This is a genomic window from Streptomyces camelliae, from assembly GCF_027625935.1.
Lineage (GTDB): Bacteria > Actinomycetota > Actinomycetes > Streptomycetales > Streptomycetaceae > Streptomyces > Streptomyces camelliae.
In genome coordinates this window covers 194,121-208,755 of the sequence record NZ_CP115300.1, presented here as the reverse complement: position 1 = coordinate 208,755, position 14,635 = coordinate 194,121, and the positions used below count along the sequence as shown (strand labels likewise).

Annotated in this window: 16 protein-coding genes and 4 pseudogenes; 8 read left to right on the top strand and 12 right to left on the bottom strand. The window is 69.5% G+C overall.

Annotated features, from left to right (window positions below; all coding sequences use genetic code 11):
- Positions 1-102 precede the first annotated feature (102 nt).
- A pseudogene (locus tag O1G22_RS01005) lies at positions 103-300 on the top strand (integrase core domain-containing protein); the annotation flags it as partial.
- Positions 301-704: 404 nt separating this feature from the next.
- Here the strand turns inward: O1G22_RS01005 and O1G22_RS01000 are convergent.
- From O1G22_RS01000 to O1G22_RS00975, 6 genes and pseudogenes are all read right to left on the bottom strand, one after another.
- Positions 705-2,240, bottom strand: coding sequence for a glycoside hydrolase family 43 protein (locus O1G22_RS01000; protein ID WP_270079508.1), 1,536 nt, complete (start codon positions 2,238-2,240; stop codon positions 705-707).
- A gap of 97 nt (positions 2,241-2,337) precedes the next feature.
- Positions 2,338-2,796, bottom strand: coding sequence for an acetylxylan esterase (locus tag O1G22_RS44435; RefSeq protein ID WP_333492206.1), 459 nt, complete (start codon positions 2,794-2,796; stop codon positions 2,338-2,340).
- Positions 2,797-2,860: 64 nt separating this feature from the next.
- On the bottom strand, positions 2,861-3,154 hold the full coding sequence (locus O1G22_RS00990; RefSeq protein ID WP_270079507.1) for a transposase: 294 nt from the start codon (positions 3,152-3,154) through the stop codon (positions 2,861-2,863).
- 100 nt (positions 3,155-3,254) lie between these two features.
- Positions 3,255-3,443, bottom strand: coding sequence for an N-acetyltransferase (locus O1G22_RS00985; protein WP_270079506.1), 189 nt, complete (start codon positions 3,441-3,443; stop codon positions 3,255-3,257).
- 513 nt (positions 3,444-3,956) lie between these two features.
- A pseudogene (locus O1G22_RS00980) lies at positions 3,957-5,650 on the bottom strand (ISAzo13 family transposase).
- A 278-nt stretch (positions 5,651-5,928) separates the two neighbouring features.
- Positions 5,929-6,777, bottom strand: a complete 849-nt coding sequence (locus O1G22_RS00975) for a LysR family transcriptional regulator (protein ID WP_270079505.1) — start codon at positions 6,775-6,777, stop codon at positions 5,929-5,931.
- 98 nt (positions 6,778-6,875) lie between these two features.
- Here O1G22_RS00975 and O1G22_RS00970 point away from each other — a divergent pair, with 98 nt between their 5' ends.
- The 4 genes and pseudogenes from O1G22_RS00970 (at position 6,876) to O1G22_RS00955 (ending at position 8,970) form a co-directional block, all read left to right on the top strand.
- Positions 6,876-7,619 carry an SDR family oxidoreductase gene (locus O1G22_RS00970; RefSeq protein ID WP_270079504.1) on the top strand — a complete coding sequence of 248 codons (744 nt, stop codon included), beginning with the start codon at positions 6,876-6,878 and terminating at the stop codon, positions 7,617-7,619.
- Between the two features lie 285 nt (positions 7,620-7,904).
- Positions 7,905-8,021: pseudogene (locus O1G22_RS00965) on the top strand (IS5/IS1182 family transposase); the annotation flags it as partial.
- Positions 8,022-8,443: 422 nt separating this feature from the next.
- Positions 8,444-8,644 carry a site-specific integrase gene (locus O1G22_RS00960; protein ID WP_270086692.1) on the top strand — a complete coding sequence of 67 codons (201 nt, stop codon included), beginning with the start codon at positions 8,444-8,446 and terminating at the stop codon, positions 8,642-8,644.
- Positions 8,645-8,835: 191 nt separating this feature from the next.
- Positions 8,836-8,970 (top strand): hypothetical protein, encoded by a 135-nt coding sequence (locus tag O1G22_RS00955; RefSeq protein WP_270079503.1) that lies wholly within the window; start codon positions 8,836-8,838, stop codon positions 8,968-8,970.
- Between the two features lie 259 nt (positions 8,971-9,229).
- On the opposite strand, the gene O1G22_RS00950 is transcribed toward O1G22_RS00955, so the two are convergent.
- The 3 genes from O1G22_RS00950 to O1G22_RS00940 all read right to left on the bottom strand — a co-directional run bounded on the left by O1G22_RS00950 (position 9,230) and on the right by O1G22_RS00940 (position 10,664).
- Positions 9,230-9,664 (bottom strand): DUF2267 domain-containing protein, encoded by a 435-nt coding sequence (locus tag O1G22_RS00950; RefSeq protein ID WP_428986303.1) that lies wholly within the window; start codon positions 9,662-9,664, stop codon positions 9,230-9,232.
- A 68-nt stretch (positions 9,665-9,732) separates the two neighbouring features.
- Positions 9,733-10,128 carry a DUF2267 domain-containing protein gene (locus O1G22_RS00945; RefSeq protein WP_270079501.1) on the bottom strand — a complete coding sequence of 132 codons (396 nt, stop codon included), beginning with the start codon at positions 10,126-10,128 and terminating at the stop codon, positions 9,733-9,735.
- A 104-nt stretch (positions 10,129-10,232) separates the two neighbouring features.
- Positions 10,233-10,664, bottom strand: coding sequence for an Hsp20/alpha crystallin family protein (locus O1G22_RS00940; protein WP_270079500.1), 432 nt, complete (start codon positions 10,662-10,664; stop codon positions 10,233-10,235).
- 128 nt (positions 10,665-10,792) lie between these two features.
- On the opposite strand from O1G22_RS00940, the gene O1G22_RS00935 reads away from it, so the two are divergent.
- Entirely contained in the window at positions 10,793-11,449 is a 657-nt protein-coding gene (locus O1G22_RS00935) for a type III effector protein (RefSeq protein ID WP_270079499.1), read from the top strand.
- Positions 11,450-11,552: 103 nt separating this feature from the next.
- Here the strand turns inward: O1G22_RS00935 and O1G22_RS00930 are convergent, their stop codons facing one another.
- The gene (locus O1G22_RS00930; RefSeq protein WP_270079498.1) at positions 11,553-12,380 is read right to left on the bottom strand and encodes a hypothetical protein; all 828 of its coding nucleotides are present in this window, start codon (positions 12,378-12,380) and stop codon (positions 11,553-11,555) included.
- A 277-nt stretch (positions 12,381-12,657) separates the two neighbouring features.
- Here O1G22_RS00930 and O1G22_RS00925 point away from each other — a divergent pair, with 277 nt between their 5' ends.
- Positions 12,658-13,152: a DUF6461 domain-containing protein gene (locus O1G22_RS00925; RefSeq protein WP_270079497.1), complete on the top strand. Its 495-nt coding sequence runs from the start codon at positions 12,658-12,660 to the stop codon at positions 13,150-13,152.
- A gap of 72 nt (positions 13,153-13,224) precedes the next feature.
- On the top strand, positions 13,225-13,356 hold the full coding sequence (locus O1G22_RS00920) for a hypothetical protein (protein ID WP_270079496.1): 132 nt from the start codon (positions 13,225-13,227) through the stop codon (positions 13,354-13,356).
- A gap of 170 nt (positions 13,357-13,526) precedes the next feature.
- On the opposite strand, the pseudogene O1G22_RS00915 reads toward O1G22_RS00920, so the two are convergent.
- Positions 13,527-13,649 (bottom strand): annotated as a pseudogene (locus tag O1G22_RS00915) (IS481 family transposase); the annotation flags it as partial.
- Between the two features lie 8 nt (positions 13,650-13,657).
- On the bottom strand, positions 13,658-14,503 hold the full coding sequence (locus O1G22_RS00910; protein WP_270079495.1) for a hypothetical protein: 846 nt from the start codon (positions 14,501-14,503) through the stop codon (positions 13,658-13,660).
- Between the last annotated feature and the right edge of the window lie 132 nt (positions 14,504-14,635).

Sequence of the window (14,635 nt, the reverse complement as noted above, 5' to 3'; positions counted from 1 at the left end):
CGTTGAGGGCTTCGGCGGGTGTCTTCCAACCGAGGGTCTTGCGGGGCCTGTTGTTGAGTGCCAGTGCAACAGCCTCGACGCGTTGACATCGATAGGGGCATCAATGACCTCGCCGAGTCGTTCTTCCAGGGCCTCAAGCGCGAGTTGCTCCACGGCCGCCGCTGGACCTCCAAGGCACAGACCCGGCGCGAGCTGTTCCGCTGGCTGTCGTAGTACAACCAGCGCCGTCGCCACTTCGCGCTCGGCTACCTCACACCAGCAGAGTTCGAACAACAACTGATCACGACACGTACGCTGTGACTCGTCGCATGAAACCCGGTGTCCACTCACGGATCAGCCTCAGTCGGCGGCAGGTCCGCCGATGCCGGCGGCGAGTACCTGGAGATCATCGCCTTCTTCGCGACCTCGGGAGCGGCGATGCGCTGCCAAGAGGTCTGCCAGCACCTTAGTCTGGGGACCGCGCCGCGGCACGTCGAGGGGATGCGCTCGAAGCCGAAGCGGCTGGCGGAGCGCGGGACCCTGGCCGAGCCTTCGTCCGGCTGTTCGGGGTCGACGGCAGGAAGCAGGGGTGGTGAGCGTGGCGAGGCCGTCCGACGGTGGGCTCGCGGAGTACGTCGGCCACTCCCTTTGACGGGCGGTCTCGCGGCATGCCGCGCGCGACGCCCGCACGGACGCAGGTGTCGCACGCGGCCGAAGGCCGAGCGTCAAGCGGAGGGCGCCGATGCCGGGGTGTACTCGAACCAGTCGAAGGCGACCGCGCCCTCGGTGGCGTACATGCCGATAACGCGGCCGGTGAAGCCGCAGGCGACCTCGGTGGACAGGTAGCGCCCGTCCAGTTCGGCGAGTGGCTGGGCGTCCGGGGCGTCGGGGTCGCCGAGCCAGAAGACGACGGTGTCAGGGCCGGTGGTTCCGCCATCGGTGAGTTCGGGCGACGCGGGCACAAGGTCGGACGTGCGGATCGTGACGGTGAGGGTCAGCGGTCCGGACGGGACCGGTCGGCCGGCCACGATCTGGCGCAGCGGACCGATCCGGGCGACGACGCAGGCCTCACCGTTCCCGACCTCCAGTTCGTAGTGGTGGGCTTCGTCCAGGCGCACGCTGAGGCCGCCGCGTCCCGTACCCGGGTCGATCACAGCGGTGACGCGGCAGTCGTGGTGTTGCTGGCGGCGGCCGACGAAGGTGTACCCGGGGCGGTCGAGGGTGGCGCCGGTGGCTCTGAGGGCCAGCCAGCCAGGGCGCTCGGTGAGCGACCAGGAGCCCTCTGGGCGGGTGAATGGCGAGACCCAGTGCTGCGCGAGAGCGGACTCGTTGAAGTCGTCGCGGGCGGGCAGGGGCGGAACGGGGTGCCAGGCACCGCCCGGGGCCGCGTGACTCTCGGGAACAGGCGCGACGACGGGCCAGCCGTCCTCGTCCCACTCCACAGGGGTCAGGAACGTCTCGCGACCGAGCACGTGCACGTCGGGTGTGAAGCCGCGGGGCCGGACGCCGAGCAGCACCATCCACCAGCTGCCGTCGGTAGCCTCCACCAGGTCGGCGTGGCCGGTGTTCTGGATGGAGCGGCCGGTACCGCTGTGGGACAGCAGGGGGTTGGCGGGTGCGCCTTCCCAGGGGCCGCGCGGCGAGCGGCCGCGGGCGATGGACACGCTGTGGCCGCGTTCGGTGCCGCCTTCCGCGATCAGCAGGTACCACCAGTCGCCGATGCGGTAGAGGTGCGGCGCCTCGGGGTACTTGAGGCCGCTGCCCGACCAGGTGGCAAAGGGCCCCTCCAGCACCTCCCCCTTGACCGGGTCGATCCTGGCCATGTTGATGCCGCCTGCGGGCCCGGAGAAGGCACACCAGCAGGTGCCGTCCTCCTCCCAGGCCAGATCGGGGTCGATCCCGGTCAGGGCGATCCACACCGGGTCGCTCCACGGTCCCTCGGGCCGCTCGGCCGAGACGACGAAGTTGCCGCCGCCGTCGATGTTGGTGTTGATGACCCAGTAACGGCCGTCGTGGTAGCGGATCGTGGGGGCGTAGAGGCCGCCGGACGCCTTCGCACCAGGGAGAGGCAGCGGCAGTTGCTCGGGCCGGTCGAGCACGTTGCCGATCTGTTCCCAGTGCACGAGGTCCTTGCTGTGGAAGAGCGGCAGCCCGGGGAAGTACTCGAAGCTGGAGCACACCAGGTAGTAGTCGTCACCGACCCGGCACACGCTCGGATCGGGGTGGAACCCGCTGATCACGGGGTTGTCGTACGTACGCACAGAATGTGTTCCTTTCCGGCCGCCCGGCGTCGTGGAGCGAGTCCAGGAGGTGCCGTGACTGCTGGTCGCAGGTTCACCGAATTGAGTTGAGTCCGTGTCAGTTCGCAATGCTGATCAGCGCGCTGCGGCTGGAGGGGGCGGCCCCTCCAGCCCGAGCCCTGCCCGCGCCTGTCCATCTGGAGATGGGCGTACTCGGCGGCCCGCCGAGCAGGTTCTCCAGCACATGCCCCCGTCCACCGCCACAACCGACGTACTTCACGACCGCCGGAAGCGGTTCGGTCGCCGTCCCCGGCAGGCGCAGCCACCCCTTGACCGGCTCCCCGCCGAAGGTGCTCCACCAGCCGTTGTCCCGGCAGATCCGCCGGGCGGTCCGCTCAGCCATAGGCTCACCGGCGGCGCGGGCCTCGTCGAGCAGGAACCGGTGACCGAACTCGGGATCGTCGCGATGCGCGTCGAACAGGGCATTGGCCCGATACGCCTCGACCAGCTCGGCGGCGCTGACCGGGCAGGCCAGCCACCGGTAGTAGGGCTGGCGGCCAGCCCCAGCACCCGGCACGTCACCGCCACCGGCACCCGGCAAGAGGCATCGGCGGCGGCCAGCTCGCGGACGAGCGGGTACATCATTTTGCCGGCAGGTTCGCCTGCGACAGATACGCCGCAGCCCTCCTGAGCACCTCCTTCTCCTGCTCCAGCAGCCGGATCCGCTTCCGGGCCCCGCGCAACTCGGCCGACTCACCCGACGCCGTCACGGGCCTGGCGCCCTCGTCGGAGTCGGCGCGGCGCAGCCACTTCGACAGCGTGATCGGGTGGACGCCGAAGTCGGCGGCGATTTGCTCCAGCGTGACGCCGGGCTCGCGATTGCGCGAGACCCGCACGACGTCCTCGCGGAACTCCTTCGGATACGACTTGGGCACTGCAACATCCTTCCAGGCCGCCTCTCAGCGAGCCAGGTCAGGTGTCGCCCAACTCTGCGGCAATCCCCTTGTCCCCTGGACGGACAGGATGCCGAGCGGGTTAGCCAAGTGGGCGGCGGTAGCGCAACTTGTTGAGAGAGGCCCCACCGGTGGTGTCTTCCACGGCTGCGCCGTCTGCGCGCCAGCCGGCAGTTTCGTAGAAGCGCCGGGCGCGACGATTGTCTTCCAGTACCCACAAGGTGGCTTGCGTGTACTCGGCCTGTCCGAGAGTCGTCAGCGTGGCCAGCATCAAGTGCTTCCCGATCCCAGTGCCCCAGACCTCGCGCGTCGTGTAAGAGTGCCGATTTCCGCGACGGCAGGGGCCTCTTGGGATGGGCCGAAACCTGCGAATCCGACGATGCCCGCTTCGGTTTCGGCTACCAGTACTCCCGACGATGGCCATCGTGTCTGCGCGATGCGTGTCTTCCACACGGACTCTTCGCGGCTTGGGTCCATGGCGTCGAGGTAGTGCTGGGGGACGAGGCCGGCAAAGGCCGTCTGCCAGGAGCGCACGTAGACACCGGCGACCGCTGATGCGTCATCAGGCCATGCCTGTCGAGTCTGCAAGGCCGTCATTCTTCAAGTTCCGTCAATCCGGGCCAAGTTCTCCTTCCCGAGGGCGATGCCGAGTGCTCGGCTGCCTGTTCCGGTAGTGCGCGTGCGGAGTCCGCGTAACGCATCGCGGTCTTCTCGCCGAGCCCGAAGACCTCCGCGAGGTGGAGTGGGTCGGGGCCTTTGACCATGGCTAAGGGCGTGCAGATCTTTAACTCGTCGTCTTGACCTTGGTCTGGGTGGAGTCGGGAGCGAGGAACGTCGCGACGTCGGCTGGTGTGCGGAGGCGGGCGGTAGAAGCGTTGATGTGGTGGCCGTGTGCTTCCAGTAGCGGGCGGACCTCCTGTTTCGCGCGGCTGATGGTCATGGCGGTGACGCCGAAGAGTTGGCCGAGGAGGTCCATGGTCGCGAGTTTGCGCAGGTGGAGCACGGTTACCAGGATCCTGTCGGCTGGGGTGAGTTTGGCTTTGGCACCTGTGCCAGGGGCTACCAGGCACTCGTGACCGCGACGTGTGCGGAGCACTTGCTCGCGTTGAACCTCCAGCGCTGGAGTCAGCGCGTCGATGAGCTCGCTGAGCTGCTGACGGGTCATCCCGGTCAGTTCCGGGTCCTGCAGCGAACGCCACGTGAGGCGAGGCGGTCTGCCCGCCGGGGCCTGGTCCGACGTGCTGTCGGTCGTCGCCGCTTCCATCGGATGCTGGGGGTGGAGGGTGTAGTTCCAGTTGCCGTGGAAGCGGTGGCGGGTGATCGGCAGAGAGGCGATCTCGTCGTCGCTGACCTGGATGCCGGTGGGGTACGGGTTGGTGTCGAGTTCCGCGTGCACGGTCAGACCGGTCTTGGTGGTGGTCGCCGCGATGCTCTCGACGATGACTTCGTGGCTGGTCAGGGGCCTGCCGCGCCAGTTCATGGTGATGTGGGAGAACAGCCGGTGCTCGATCCGGTTCCACTTCGAAGTCCCGGGAGGCAGGTGGCAGACGGTGATCGTGAGGCCGGACTCAGCGGCGAACCGGGCGAGTTCGGTCTTCCACGTGCGGGTGCGATACCCATTGGAGCCGCCGGCATCGGCGGTGATCAGCAGCCGGCCGGCCGTCGGATAGGTGGCCCGCCCGGCTCCGTTCCACCAACGGCGGATCGACTCGACGGCGAACGCGGCGGTGTCATGGTCGGTGCCGACGTTGACCCAGCCGGTGTTCGCGGCGACGTCGTAGATGCCGTAAGGCACCGCCCTGCCCAGCACGCGGTCCGGGAAGACTTGGGTGTCGACCCGCACCGGCTCGCCTCTCGGCTCCCATTCACGGCCGTTGTTCTTGAACGGGCCGATCAGCTCCTTCTTCTTCGTGTCCACACTGATCACCGGAGCACCGCCGTCCTGGTGGTCGCGGGCCTGCCCGTTGAGGTAGTGGAATTGTGCGTCCCGGTCGGGGTGCTGCTTGCCTTCCAGCGTCTTGGCATTGCTCTGCAGGCTGCAGCCCTCGTCGCGCAGCAGGTCGCCCACCGTGTCCGCGGAGATCCTGTGGCCCTGCCGGGTCAGCTGCTCGGCCAGCTCGCGGGTGGATTTGGTGGTCCAGCGCAGCGGCGACATGGGATCTCCGCGGACACGGTGGGCTCGACCAGTGTGAGGAGTGCCTCCCGAACGGCTGGGTTCCGGTCGACGACGCGTTTGCGGCCGGCGCCGGGCCGACGGACGCGGCCCAACGGCGCCCCTCCGGAGTCGAGTTCCCGCACTCCGGCAGACACAGTGGCCTCACGGACACCGGCGGCACGAGCGACCGCTCTGATCCCGCCGTGGCCGAGGGACTGGGCCTCCGCCCCTATCAGCAGGCGACGCTGCCGCTCGTCGAGGTGCGGCAGAATCGCCTCGAACTTGGCTGCCAGCATGGTCCGTTGCCTATCCAACCCGCTCATGCCAGACCAACGAACCACCATGCAGAAAGCCACGAGAGAAGATCTGCACGCCCTGAGAACGCCTAGCACAGTGAGGTGATCGGTCCTGGTGGTGAGCCGAGGCGCGATAGGTGTCACCAAGACAGGCTTGTTGTCACTCCGCGTCGGAGCCTGGCTGTGGTTCCGGCGACGCCGGTGCAGGCCAGTCACCTCGTACCGCACGATGTGTCGGGAGCTGATGGCAGACCGGACGCTGTGCCCGAAATCCAACTCTGTGTCCTGGCGTTCACCGCCGTCGGTCACAGGGCAGTGGCGGCGCGGACCAGCCCCGCGACCGCCGTGGAGCGGCTGTGCGGTGGCCAGGCGATGACCGTGGTGACGTGGGGGGCGTCGGGGACCGGTACGGCGGTGAGGTCCTCGCGCAGGCCGGTGCGGCCCGACTCCGGCACGACCGCGCAGGCGCGGCCGAGGGCGATGAGCTGGGTGAGTTGCGTGTGGTCGCGCACCTGCGGTCCGGGGCCGTCCGGGAAGGTGCCGTCAGGGCGAGGCCAGCGGGGCAGGGGCAGGTCGGGAAGGTCGGTGACCTCGGCGAGCCGCACGTGGGGGCGGGCGCTGAGAGGGTGGCCCGCCGGGAGGATCGCGACCTGACCCTCGGAGCGCAGGTCCTCGGTGTCGAAGCCGGCCGTGTCGTCGAATGGCCGATGCAGCAGGGCTACGTCGGCCCGGCCGTCGTGCAGCAACCGTGCCTGCTCGCCCGGTCCGCACAGCACGACGTCCACGGCGACGGCGCCGGGCTCGGCGGCGTAGGCGTCGAGGAGTTTCGCCAGCAGTTCACCGGAGGCGCCCGCCTTCGCGGCCAAGACCACGGCGGGGCGGCCGGTCGCCGCGAGGGCGGCCCGGCGGGTGCGCCGTTCGGCGGCCTCGACGGCGGCCAGCGCCGCCCGCGCCTCCCGCAGCAGCACCGCCCCTGCCACGGTCAGGGCGACACCCCGGCTGCCGCGCTCCAGCAGGAGGGTGCCCAGGCGCCGTTCGAGCCCGCCGATCGCCCGCGACAGCGGGGGTTGGGCGATCCCGAGCCGCTGCGCGGCCCGGCCGAAGTGCAGCTCTTCGGCGACCGCGACGAAGTACCGCAGCTCACGTGTCTCCACCCCGCCAGCCTAACGGCCAGGAGCGATACCCGGGCGGTATCGCCGTCCACCCAGTCGGTCTTGGACGCCCTGCCCGGCGGGGGAGAAGTATCGATGTCATGAGTGAGACGAACACCGTGAACCACCACAAGGTCGCGCTGGTGACCGGGGCCAACAAGGGCATCGGGTACGAGATCGCCGCCGGGCTCGGCGCCCTCGGCTGGTCCGTCGGAATCGGCGCGCGGAACGAGGAGCGGCGCGAGGCCGCTGTGGACAAGCTGCGCACGGCAGGAGCCGACGCGTTCGGCGTGCCGCTGGATGTGACCGACGACGCCAGCGTGACAGCGGCGGCTCGGCTGATGGAGGAGCGGGCCGGGCGGCTCGACGCGCTCGTCAACAATGCGGGGATCACCGGCGGCGGACCGCAGGAGCCCACCACGGTCGACGTGAACCGGGTACGGGCGGCCGTGGAGACCAACGTGATCGGCGTCATCCGCGTCACCAACGCCCTGCTCCCTCTGCTGCGCCGCTCGCCGTCGCCGCGGATTGTGAACGTCTCCAGCAGCGTCGGCTCCCTCACACTCCAGACCACGCCTGGCGCCGAGACGGGCCCCATCTCTATCGCCTACGCTCCGTCGAAGACGTTCCTCAACGCCGTCACCGTGCAGTACGCCAAGGAACTGGCCGACACCCACATCCTGATCAACGCCGTCTGCCCCGGCTTCACGGCGACCGACCTCAACGGCTTCCGGGGAGTGCGCACCCCCCAGCAGGGCGCAGCCGCCGCGATCCGGCTGGCCACCGTATCGGCCGACGGGCCGACGGGCCGCTTCTTCGACGACGAGGGAGAGGTGCCCTGGTGACGCGCTTCCGGTTCGCGCCACCCCGGGGAGATGGCGCATGCGCGTCCTCGTGACCGGCGCCGTCACGCTATGTCGGTACGGCCGTCGAGCCCGAGCCGCCGGCGGACCACGAGGTGAGGGATCGAAAGGCACCGAGCGTCTGTGACAAGTAGCCTGCCTTCCAGGTGACAACCAGGCTGCTTCGGCCCGGCCCTTCTGCCAGCCTTGTCGGCTCCGCCGGTGACAACTATCGAGCCTCGGCACAGGTGGCCGTGTCCGGTCGGCGAGTTCGGCGTTGTCCGGGGCATGGGGGCTTCGCCGTGGATCGTGTCGGACGACGTGTGGGGGCGGATCGAGCTGCTCCTGCCGAAGCGGGAGAGGCGGTTCAGGTACCCGGGCCGCAAGCCGGTCCCGGAGCGGCAGGTGCCGGTCCCCACCGCCGCCCGGCTCCGCTCCGGCCGGGGCTGCCCCGGAGTCCGCCCGCTCACCGGCGCCGCTGCGAGCCGTCGCCTGGGCCTGCCCCGACACCCGCACCGGCGCCGGGACAGGGCGCTCACCCTGACCGGCTTCCACTACGCCAGCCGTAGCCAGGACCCGGCCGGGCTGCTCACCGGCGACGTCACCCTGCACCCGCGCGGCCTGGTCGTCGCGGTGCTCACCAGTAAGACCAAGTACTTGGTGCGCAACGCCAAGATTCGGTACGCTGATGTTCCCGAGATCTGCCCGGTGCGGGCCTGGACCGCCTACCGCACCCGCCTGGCCGCCGAGTACGGCCGGCAGTGGGCCGACCCGTCGACGCCGGCGTTCGTCGGCATCGGCAGGTGGGGCCACGTCACACCGGCGACATGGGACCGGACTCCGTCACCCGCGCCATCAAGCGGATCTCCGCCCGGGCCGGGGTGCCCATCGCCTCGACCGGGCACTGCATGCGCATCGGCCTGGCCTCCGTCGCCTGGCGCAATGGCCGCGACGGCATCGCCAGCGCCGACCAGGGAGGCTGGGCCTGCCGCTCCCGCTCGATGCTCGGCTACATGCAGAATCGGTGACGGCTGGGACGACAACGCCTCCGCCGACCTGGCCTGACACGCAGATCAGCCCCGATCGGACCCATTGGAACCAACAGGTTGACTGGGGCTGACGTGTACTGACCGGATCACCACCTGGCCCGCGGCTGCGAGATGTGCCGGGGGTGGGGGACCGTGATCAGTGATGAGGGACGTCAAGAACTGTGCCCGGAATGCCGGACGGGGTGCGCCAGGCTGACGGGCCGGTCCCGGACCGGATCCGGGCCGGGATGAAACGGCAGAACCGTGAGACGCTGCGCTGGCACCGGCGGTTCGGCGAGGACGGGGACCCGCTGTCCGACGAGTGATCATGCTGCCTGCGCGAGCGGGGGCGGTGTCACCACTCGCGCAGGCCTGCGCGCCTTTCGCCGGGTGAGGCGCCGGAAGGCTGCCCACTTGTGTGGTTCATAGTGAGCGAAGTTCTCCCGCTCAGCGCCGGTGGGACCACGTTGCGGCCTGGCCGCGTCAGCATGATGCCAGCGTGACGCGCGGTGCGGTCTTTGCAGCCCAAGCACGCGTCACGGGTCACCGGCGTGCTGTGGCGCCGGAAAGGCCCGGCCCGGGCATCTATGCGGCTTGGATGAGTTCGGCACGGCCGAACAAGAGCGCGTAGCCGGTGGGAAGCTGGCGCAGGATCCGGGTGAGGAGATCGAGGCCTGCCAGGGCTGCGACGACACAGAGGACGGATCCGGTGTCCCAGCGGGTGGTGGCCAGACTGGCGCCGGTGCGGGAGGCGAGGTCTTTGACGAAGGCCCAGCCGGTCAGCGGCTGGGTGTCGGGGATCTGGGCGGTGAAGATGCGTGCGGCTTCGAAGGGAAGGCGGGCGGCCAGTTCGACGCGTTCGTCGCCGGTCAGCTGGCGTCCCAGTCCGGCGAGGACGAGGCGGACGGCTTCCTCGGCCTTCTCCCGGGTGGGGTAGGCACCGTCGTAGCGGACCTTTTCCAGCATCTGCTCGTACGCCCTGCCGTAGGGCTGCTGGAGCGGCGCGCTCTGGTCGGACATCACTGCGGTGGTTGCCTTTCTGTCACCAGGGTCGTGGTGGCCTGTGTGCGGTCATCGGGGGTGGGTGGTCAGGTGGGCTGGGGACGGCCGAACAGGAGGTCGTAGCCCACAGGGAGCTGGAGCAGGATCTGTTTGAGGAGGTCGTCGTCGGCGGCGTCGGCGACCGTGGAGAGGACGGCGCTGACGTCCCAGGCCGCGGTCTGTTCGGTGGCGCCCTCGATCCAGGCCGCGGTCGCACGCACGAACCGCTCCGGGGGCAGCGGCTCGGCGCTCTGCAGCGGGTTGAGCAGGATCAGGGCGAAGTCTTCCGGCAGACGTGCCGCCAGCTGGGCGCGTACCTCGCCGACCAGATGTGCGCCCAGCAGGGCGAGCACCACGCGGGCCGCGCGTCCGGCTTCCTGCAGAGTGTCGTACTCGCCGCGTTCCTTCACATGGTCGAGGAACGCTTCGCGTCGCACCGTCATGTCGGCCGCCACCCTTCCTCGGTCCACGGGGGCGCGGAGGACGGGCGAGAGGGGGAGATCAGATACCCGTCCTCCGCCGCTGGTCAGCCCTCATCGGGTCCGGCTCAGCCGGAGATCTCCTTGCGGCCGGATCCGACGCCGATGGCGATCTTGCGGGGCTTGGCGCGCTCGGTGATCGGGATGCGCAGGGTGAGCACGCCTGCGTCGTAGTCGGCCTGGATGTGCTCGGTGTCCAGGGTGTCGGCGAGCACGATCTGGCGGGAGAAGACGCCCAGCGGCCGTTCCGACAGTTCCATCTGCACGTCGTCGGCCTTCGTCGCGGGCCGGCGCTCAGCCTTGACGGTCAGCATGTTCCGTTCGACGTCGATGTCGATCGCGTCCGCGGTGACGCCGGGGATGTCGAAGGCCACCACGTACTGGTCATCCTCGCGGTAGGCGTCCATCGGCATCGGGGACGGCCGCGACCAGGTGCCCGGGCCCAGCAGCTGCTGCGCCAGCCGGTCCAGCTCACGGAAGGGGTCAGTGCGCATCAACATCGTGAAAACACCTCCAGCAGGTTCGGGCAGTCGCTGCCAATGCGCCTCACTGACACCGTTGTAACATGTCATCCAATGGATGACAAACATGGGTGTCATCCAAAGGATGACTAACGAGGGAGGCGCCCATGACCCCGACCGACCAGCCGGCATCGTCCAGCGCCGACACACCAAGCCCGGCGTCATTCCTCGCCGCCGCGGCAGCCCTTCACGCCATAAACGACGCCCTGCAGTCCGCCCGGCACGATGTCCCCGGCACTGCCGGGACTCACGACGTCGGCCCGGAGCAGGCCCTGGCCTCTCTTCTACTGTTGCGACAGGTCCGCGAGCAGCTCGCCGGATGGGAAACCGGCCTGATCGAAACCGCCCGCCAGGCGGGTGCCAGCTGGGCGGACCTCGCCCACCCCCTCGGCGTCGCCAGCCGCCAAGCCGCCGAACGCCGCTACCTGAGGGGCCGGCCCGGCCCCGCCGGAACCACCGGCGAACAACGCGTCCAGGCCACCCGCGAACGCCGCGCCGCCGAACGCACCACCGCCACCTGGGCCCGCCGCAACGCAGCCGACCTGCGCCGCATCGCCGGCCAGATCACCGCCCTCACCGACCTGCCCACCGCGGCCCGCAACCCGCTCTCCCAGCTCCACGCGGCCCTCGCCCACGACGACCCCGCCGTCCTCATCCATCCCCTCAACGCCACCCGCCCCCACCTCACCCCCGCCCACCCCGACCTCGCCGCCCAGCTCGATGCCCTGACGAAATCCGCCACGAACCCGGCAGCCCCCGACTGACTGGATTTCGCAGAGTGAAAAGACTCGTGGTGCAGCGCCACCATCAGCTCCAGGCCAGTGACGGCCGTGGTGCCGCGCGGCGTCATCACCCGGGTGCGCGACGTCAGGACGCGTGCGAGGCACTGCCCGTCGTCCTGGTGACCGCTCCGTGGTCTTGCGCGCAGTCGGTGATGGTGTGGGAGGACTGCGCTCTGCCCTGGGTGATGTATGCCTCGGCCGACACGCAGCCAGTGCGGGTGGACAGCAGGTTGCCCCAGGAGTTGGGCCGCTGGTTGCCGGAGAAGGAGGAGGGGGCGGTGGCCCCGTCACCCTGACGGTGGGCGACGATGTGCACGGACCACCGGCTGGAGTTCGGGCCGTACACGTACCCCCAGCTGGCGTCGCACCGGTGTGAGTGGAAGAGCACGAGATAGCTGTAGGGCGATCCGCCGGGGAAGGACATGGGGCGCCGGTCGACTTCCTCCTCGTCCACCCGGCAGCCGTCGGCGTACGGGTCCTCGCCATCGCGGACTGCTATCGGTGTCGGCGAGGTGGACGCTGCTGATGTCGCGGACGGAGCGGCGACGAACCTGCTGCTCGCCGGGGATGGCGGGCTGGAGGTCTGGTCGGTGTGGTGGGAGCTGGCGAAGATGAGCGCGATGATGGCGCCGATGGCCAGGATGAGTGGGACGGCGCTGAGCTTGACGATCGGGCGTCCCCGCCGGGAGAGGATTTTGTCCAGCTCGGCGGTGCGTTGATCGAGGCGGGCGGTGAGGGCGGTGGGCAGCCACTGTCCGGCCTGAAGGGTCCCGGCGCACACGTCGATGATCTGGTCGGGGGTTGGCCGGTGGTCGGGGTTCTTGTCCAGGCAGCGGCGGATCGGATCGCGCAGATTGTTGTCTTTGCAGGCCAGGGCGGCCGGGTCGGGGTCCGCGTGGCGGATGCGGTCCATCACGTCGGGGTGGAGCCGTCGCCGACGACCCGCCCTTTCGCAGTCGCTTCGCCGCCGAGGTCACCGCGGCCCGCCGCGGACAAGATCAACACTTGGATGCAGTCGTACCCGGACGACTACCGCTCAGCGGTTGCGGCGAAGTCGAGTACTGATCACTGAGTTGGCCAGTTCCACGACCAGCGGGCCGGCTCCTGTGCCTGGCGCTGACCGGCTGCCGCTGTCTCCGACGGCGGGCGGTTGCACGTACATGTCAGTGGGTTCCTCTACGGTGCCCGGTATGACGCATTGGATACACGGCCCGCTCCCGCACCACGAGGAGACCAACGTCGTCTTTTTCCGGGGGATGTCTTTGGATGCGCTCACGCGAGGACTCCTCAGCCTGCGGCGAATGCCACTCGCGTACGGCAAGGGAACCGACTGGGGAGTGGTGATGCACAACATGCTCAGCTGGGACGCCGACGACTATGGCGCTACCGCATACGGGAGGCTTTGCCCAGACGGCGGCGAGCTCGTCGTCTTCGAGACGGAGCCGTGCACCGTGAAGGCCCACCGCCCCTGGTTCAGCTACTACCGCGACGGGGGCCTGATAACCCACTTCATCTTCGAGAGTCCGTACGACCGCGGAGGTGAGGAGCCCGACCTGCTGTTGCCCGTTCTCACGGCGGCGAATCTGGTCGGGCCACAGGCGGATCTTGACGGGGGTGACATCGAGGAGCGGATCGTTGAGGCGATCACCGATTTCTTCTCTTTGCCCGAACTCGAAATGCCATGACCGAGAGCACTGAACGGGCCCAGTGATGTGGGCCCGTGGTTCGGGTACGAGGCAGGGCGGGAGGGGCTGCCCATGCCGAGGATCCTGCGTGTGGAGTTGACGTCGGACCAGGAACGCGAGGTGCGTGAGCGGCTGCGGGCACGTGATCTCGCTCCGGGCACCAGGCTGTGTCTGGAGTGCATACGGCTGATGGGCGGGGTCTGACCGTGCCCGGGGTGGCTGACCTGCTCGAATGCAACGCGGTCACCGTGCGGGGTGCGGTCCACCGTTTCGTGGCCGGTGGCTTTGACGCGCCTGTGGACGCCCCGCGGTCGGGCTGCCCTGCCTCAGTCACACTCGACGAGTTCACCGTGCCGACGGTAGCGATTGACTCATTTCGACGCGCACGCGCGGGAGATGCCCGTTTCGGCCGCCACGTGGGCGATCGGGCGGTGCCGACAATGCTGCACGAGTCGCAGCCTGCCCTCGGGGGAAAGCGGAGCATTGCGGTGAAGCACAGCAGTTCCTAATAGGACTCCGTTAGGTCTGTCTTGATCTTGGTGTTGTGCGTGTTCTGCTGGGCAGGGGCTTCACCACGCTCGGGGACACCCGCCGCGCCCGGGAGGGGCAGCAGCGCGCCTTGGAGCTGTCCGCGCCGACCAGCACCATGACCCGCACCCTGCTGAACATCGACGCGGCGGCGTGCTCCCATCACGACGGCGACACCGAGCAGGCGTGCTGTCGTACGGTCGCCGTCCTGACAGCGCTGCCCGCGGACTACCGCACCGGCCTGGTCCGCCGCCGCGCCCAGGACCTGTACGAGGCGATCCCCGCGCAGCATCACCGCGAGCGCGCTGTACGGGAACTGCGCGACGTCGTGGCCGGCTGAGAACGAAGGCTTCCACAGCGGGCGGGCCTGGCCGGTCCCGGCACAGTGACAGCAGCGTCCCTCTCCGGGCGCGCGGCCCTCGCCGATGGTGCCGATGGCTTCCCGCAGGAGCCGGGTGAGGCCTGCGACGTGGGCGGTGTGCAGCGGCAGTTCCTGCCGTACGCCGATCATGAGCTCCAGCGCGACGTCGGGCACGAGATCGTACTCGCCGAGCCCGCCGTCCCCGGCGAGGCGGCGCGACACCGTTTCGATCACGTCGTGAAGGCGGCGCACCGGCTCATCCTCGAACAGTTCCACCCGCGCCGAGCGGAGGATGTCGTTCGGATCCGCGACCGACAACCGTGCCGACGGCCGCTCGAACGGCACGCTGAGGCCGACCGGCTCGGGATGGGCTGCGTGGAGACGGGCCATCGCGTGCCACAGATCTCCCGGGTCGCCGTGCCTGAACGGCACGTCCTTGTGCTGCTGCCTGTTGAGCCTCATGGCTGCCTTCCGGTTGATGACGTCGGAATACCTGAGTACGCCGTGGCCGGGGCGCAGTGCGCGCCGTGGCCCTCGTCATCCCGCCCGGTGGCGCGGCAACTTCGGGAGCCGTCCCGCCGGGCGGCCCGGACG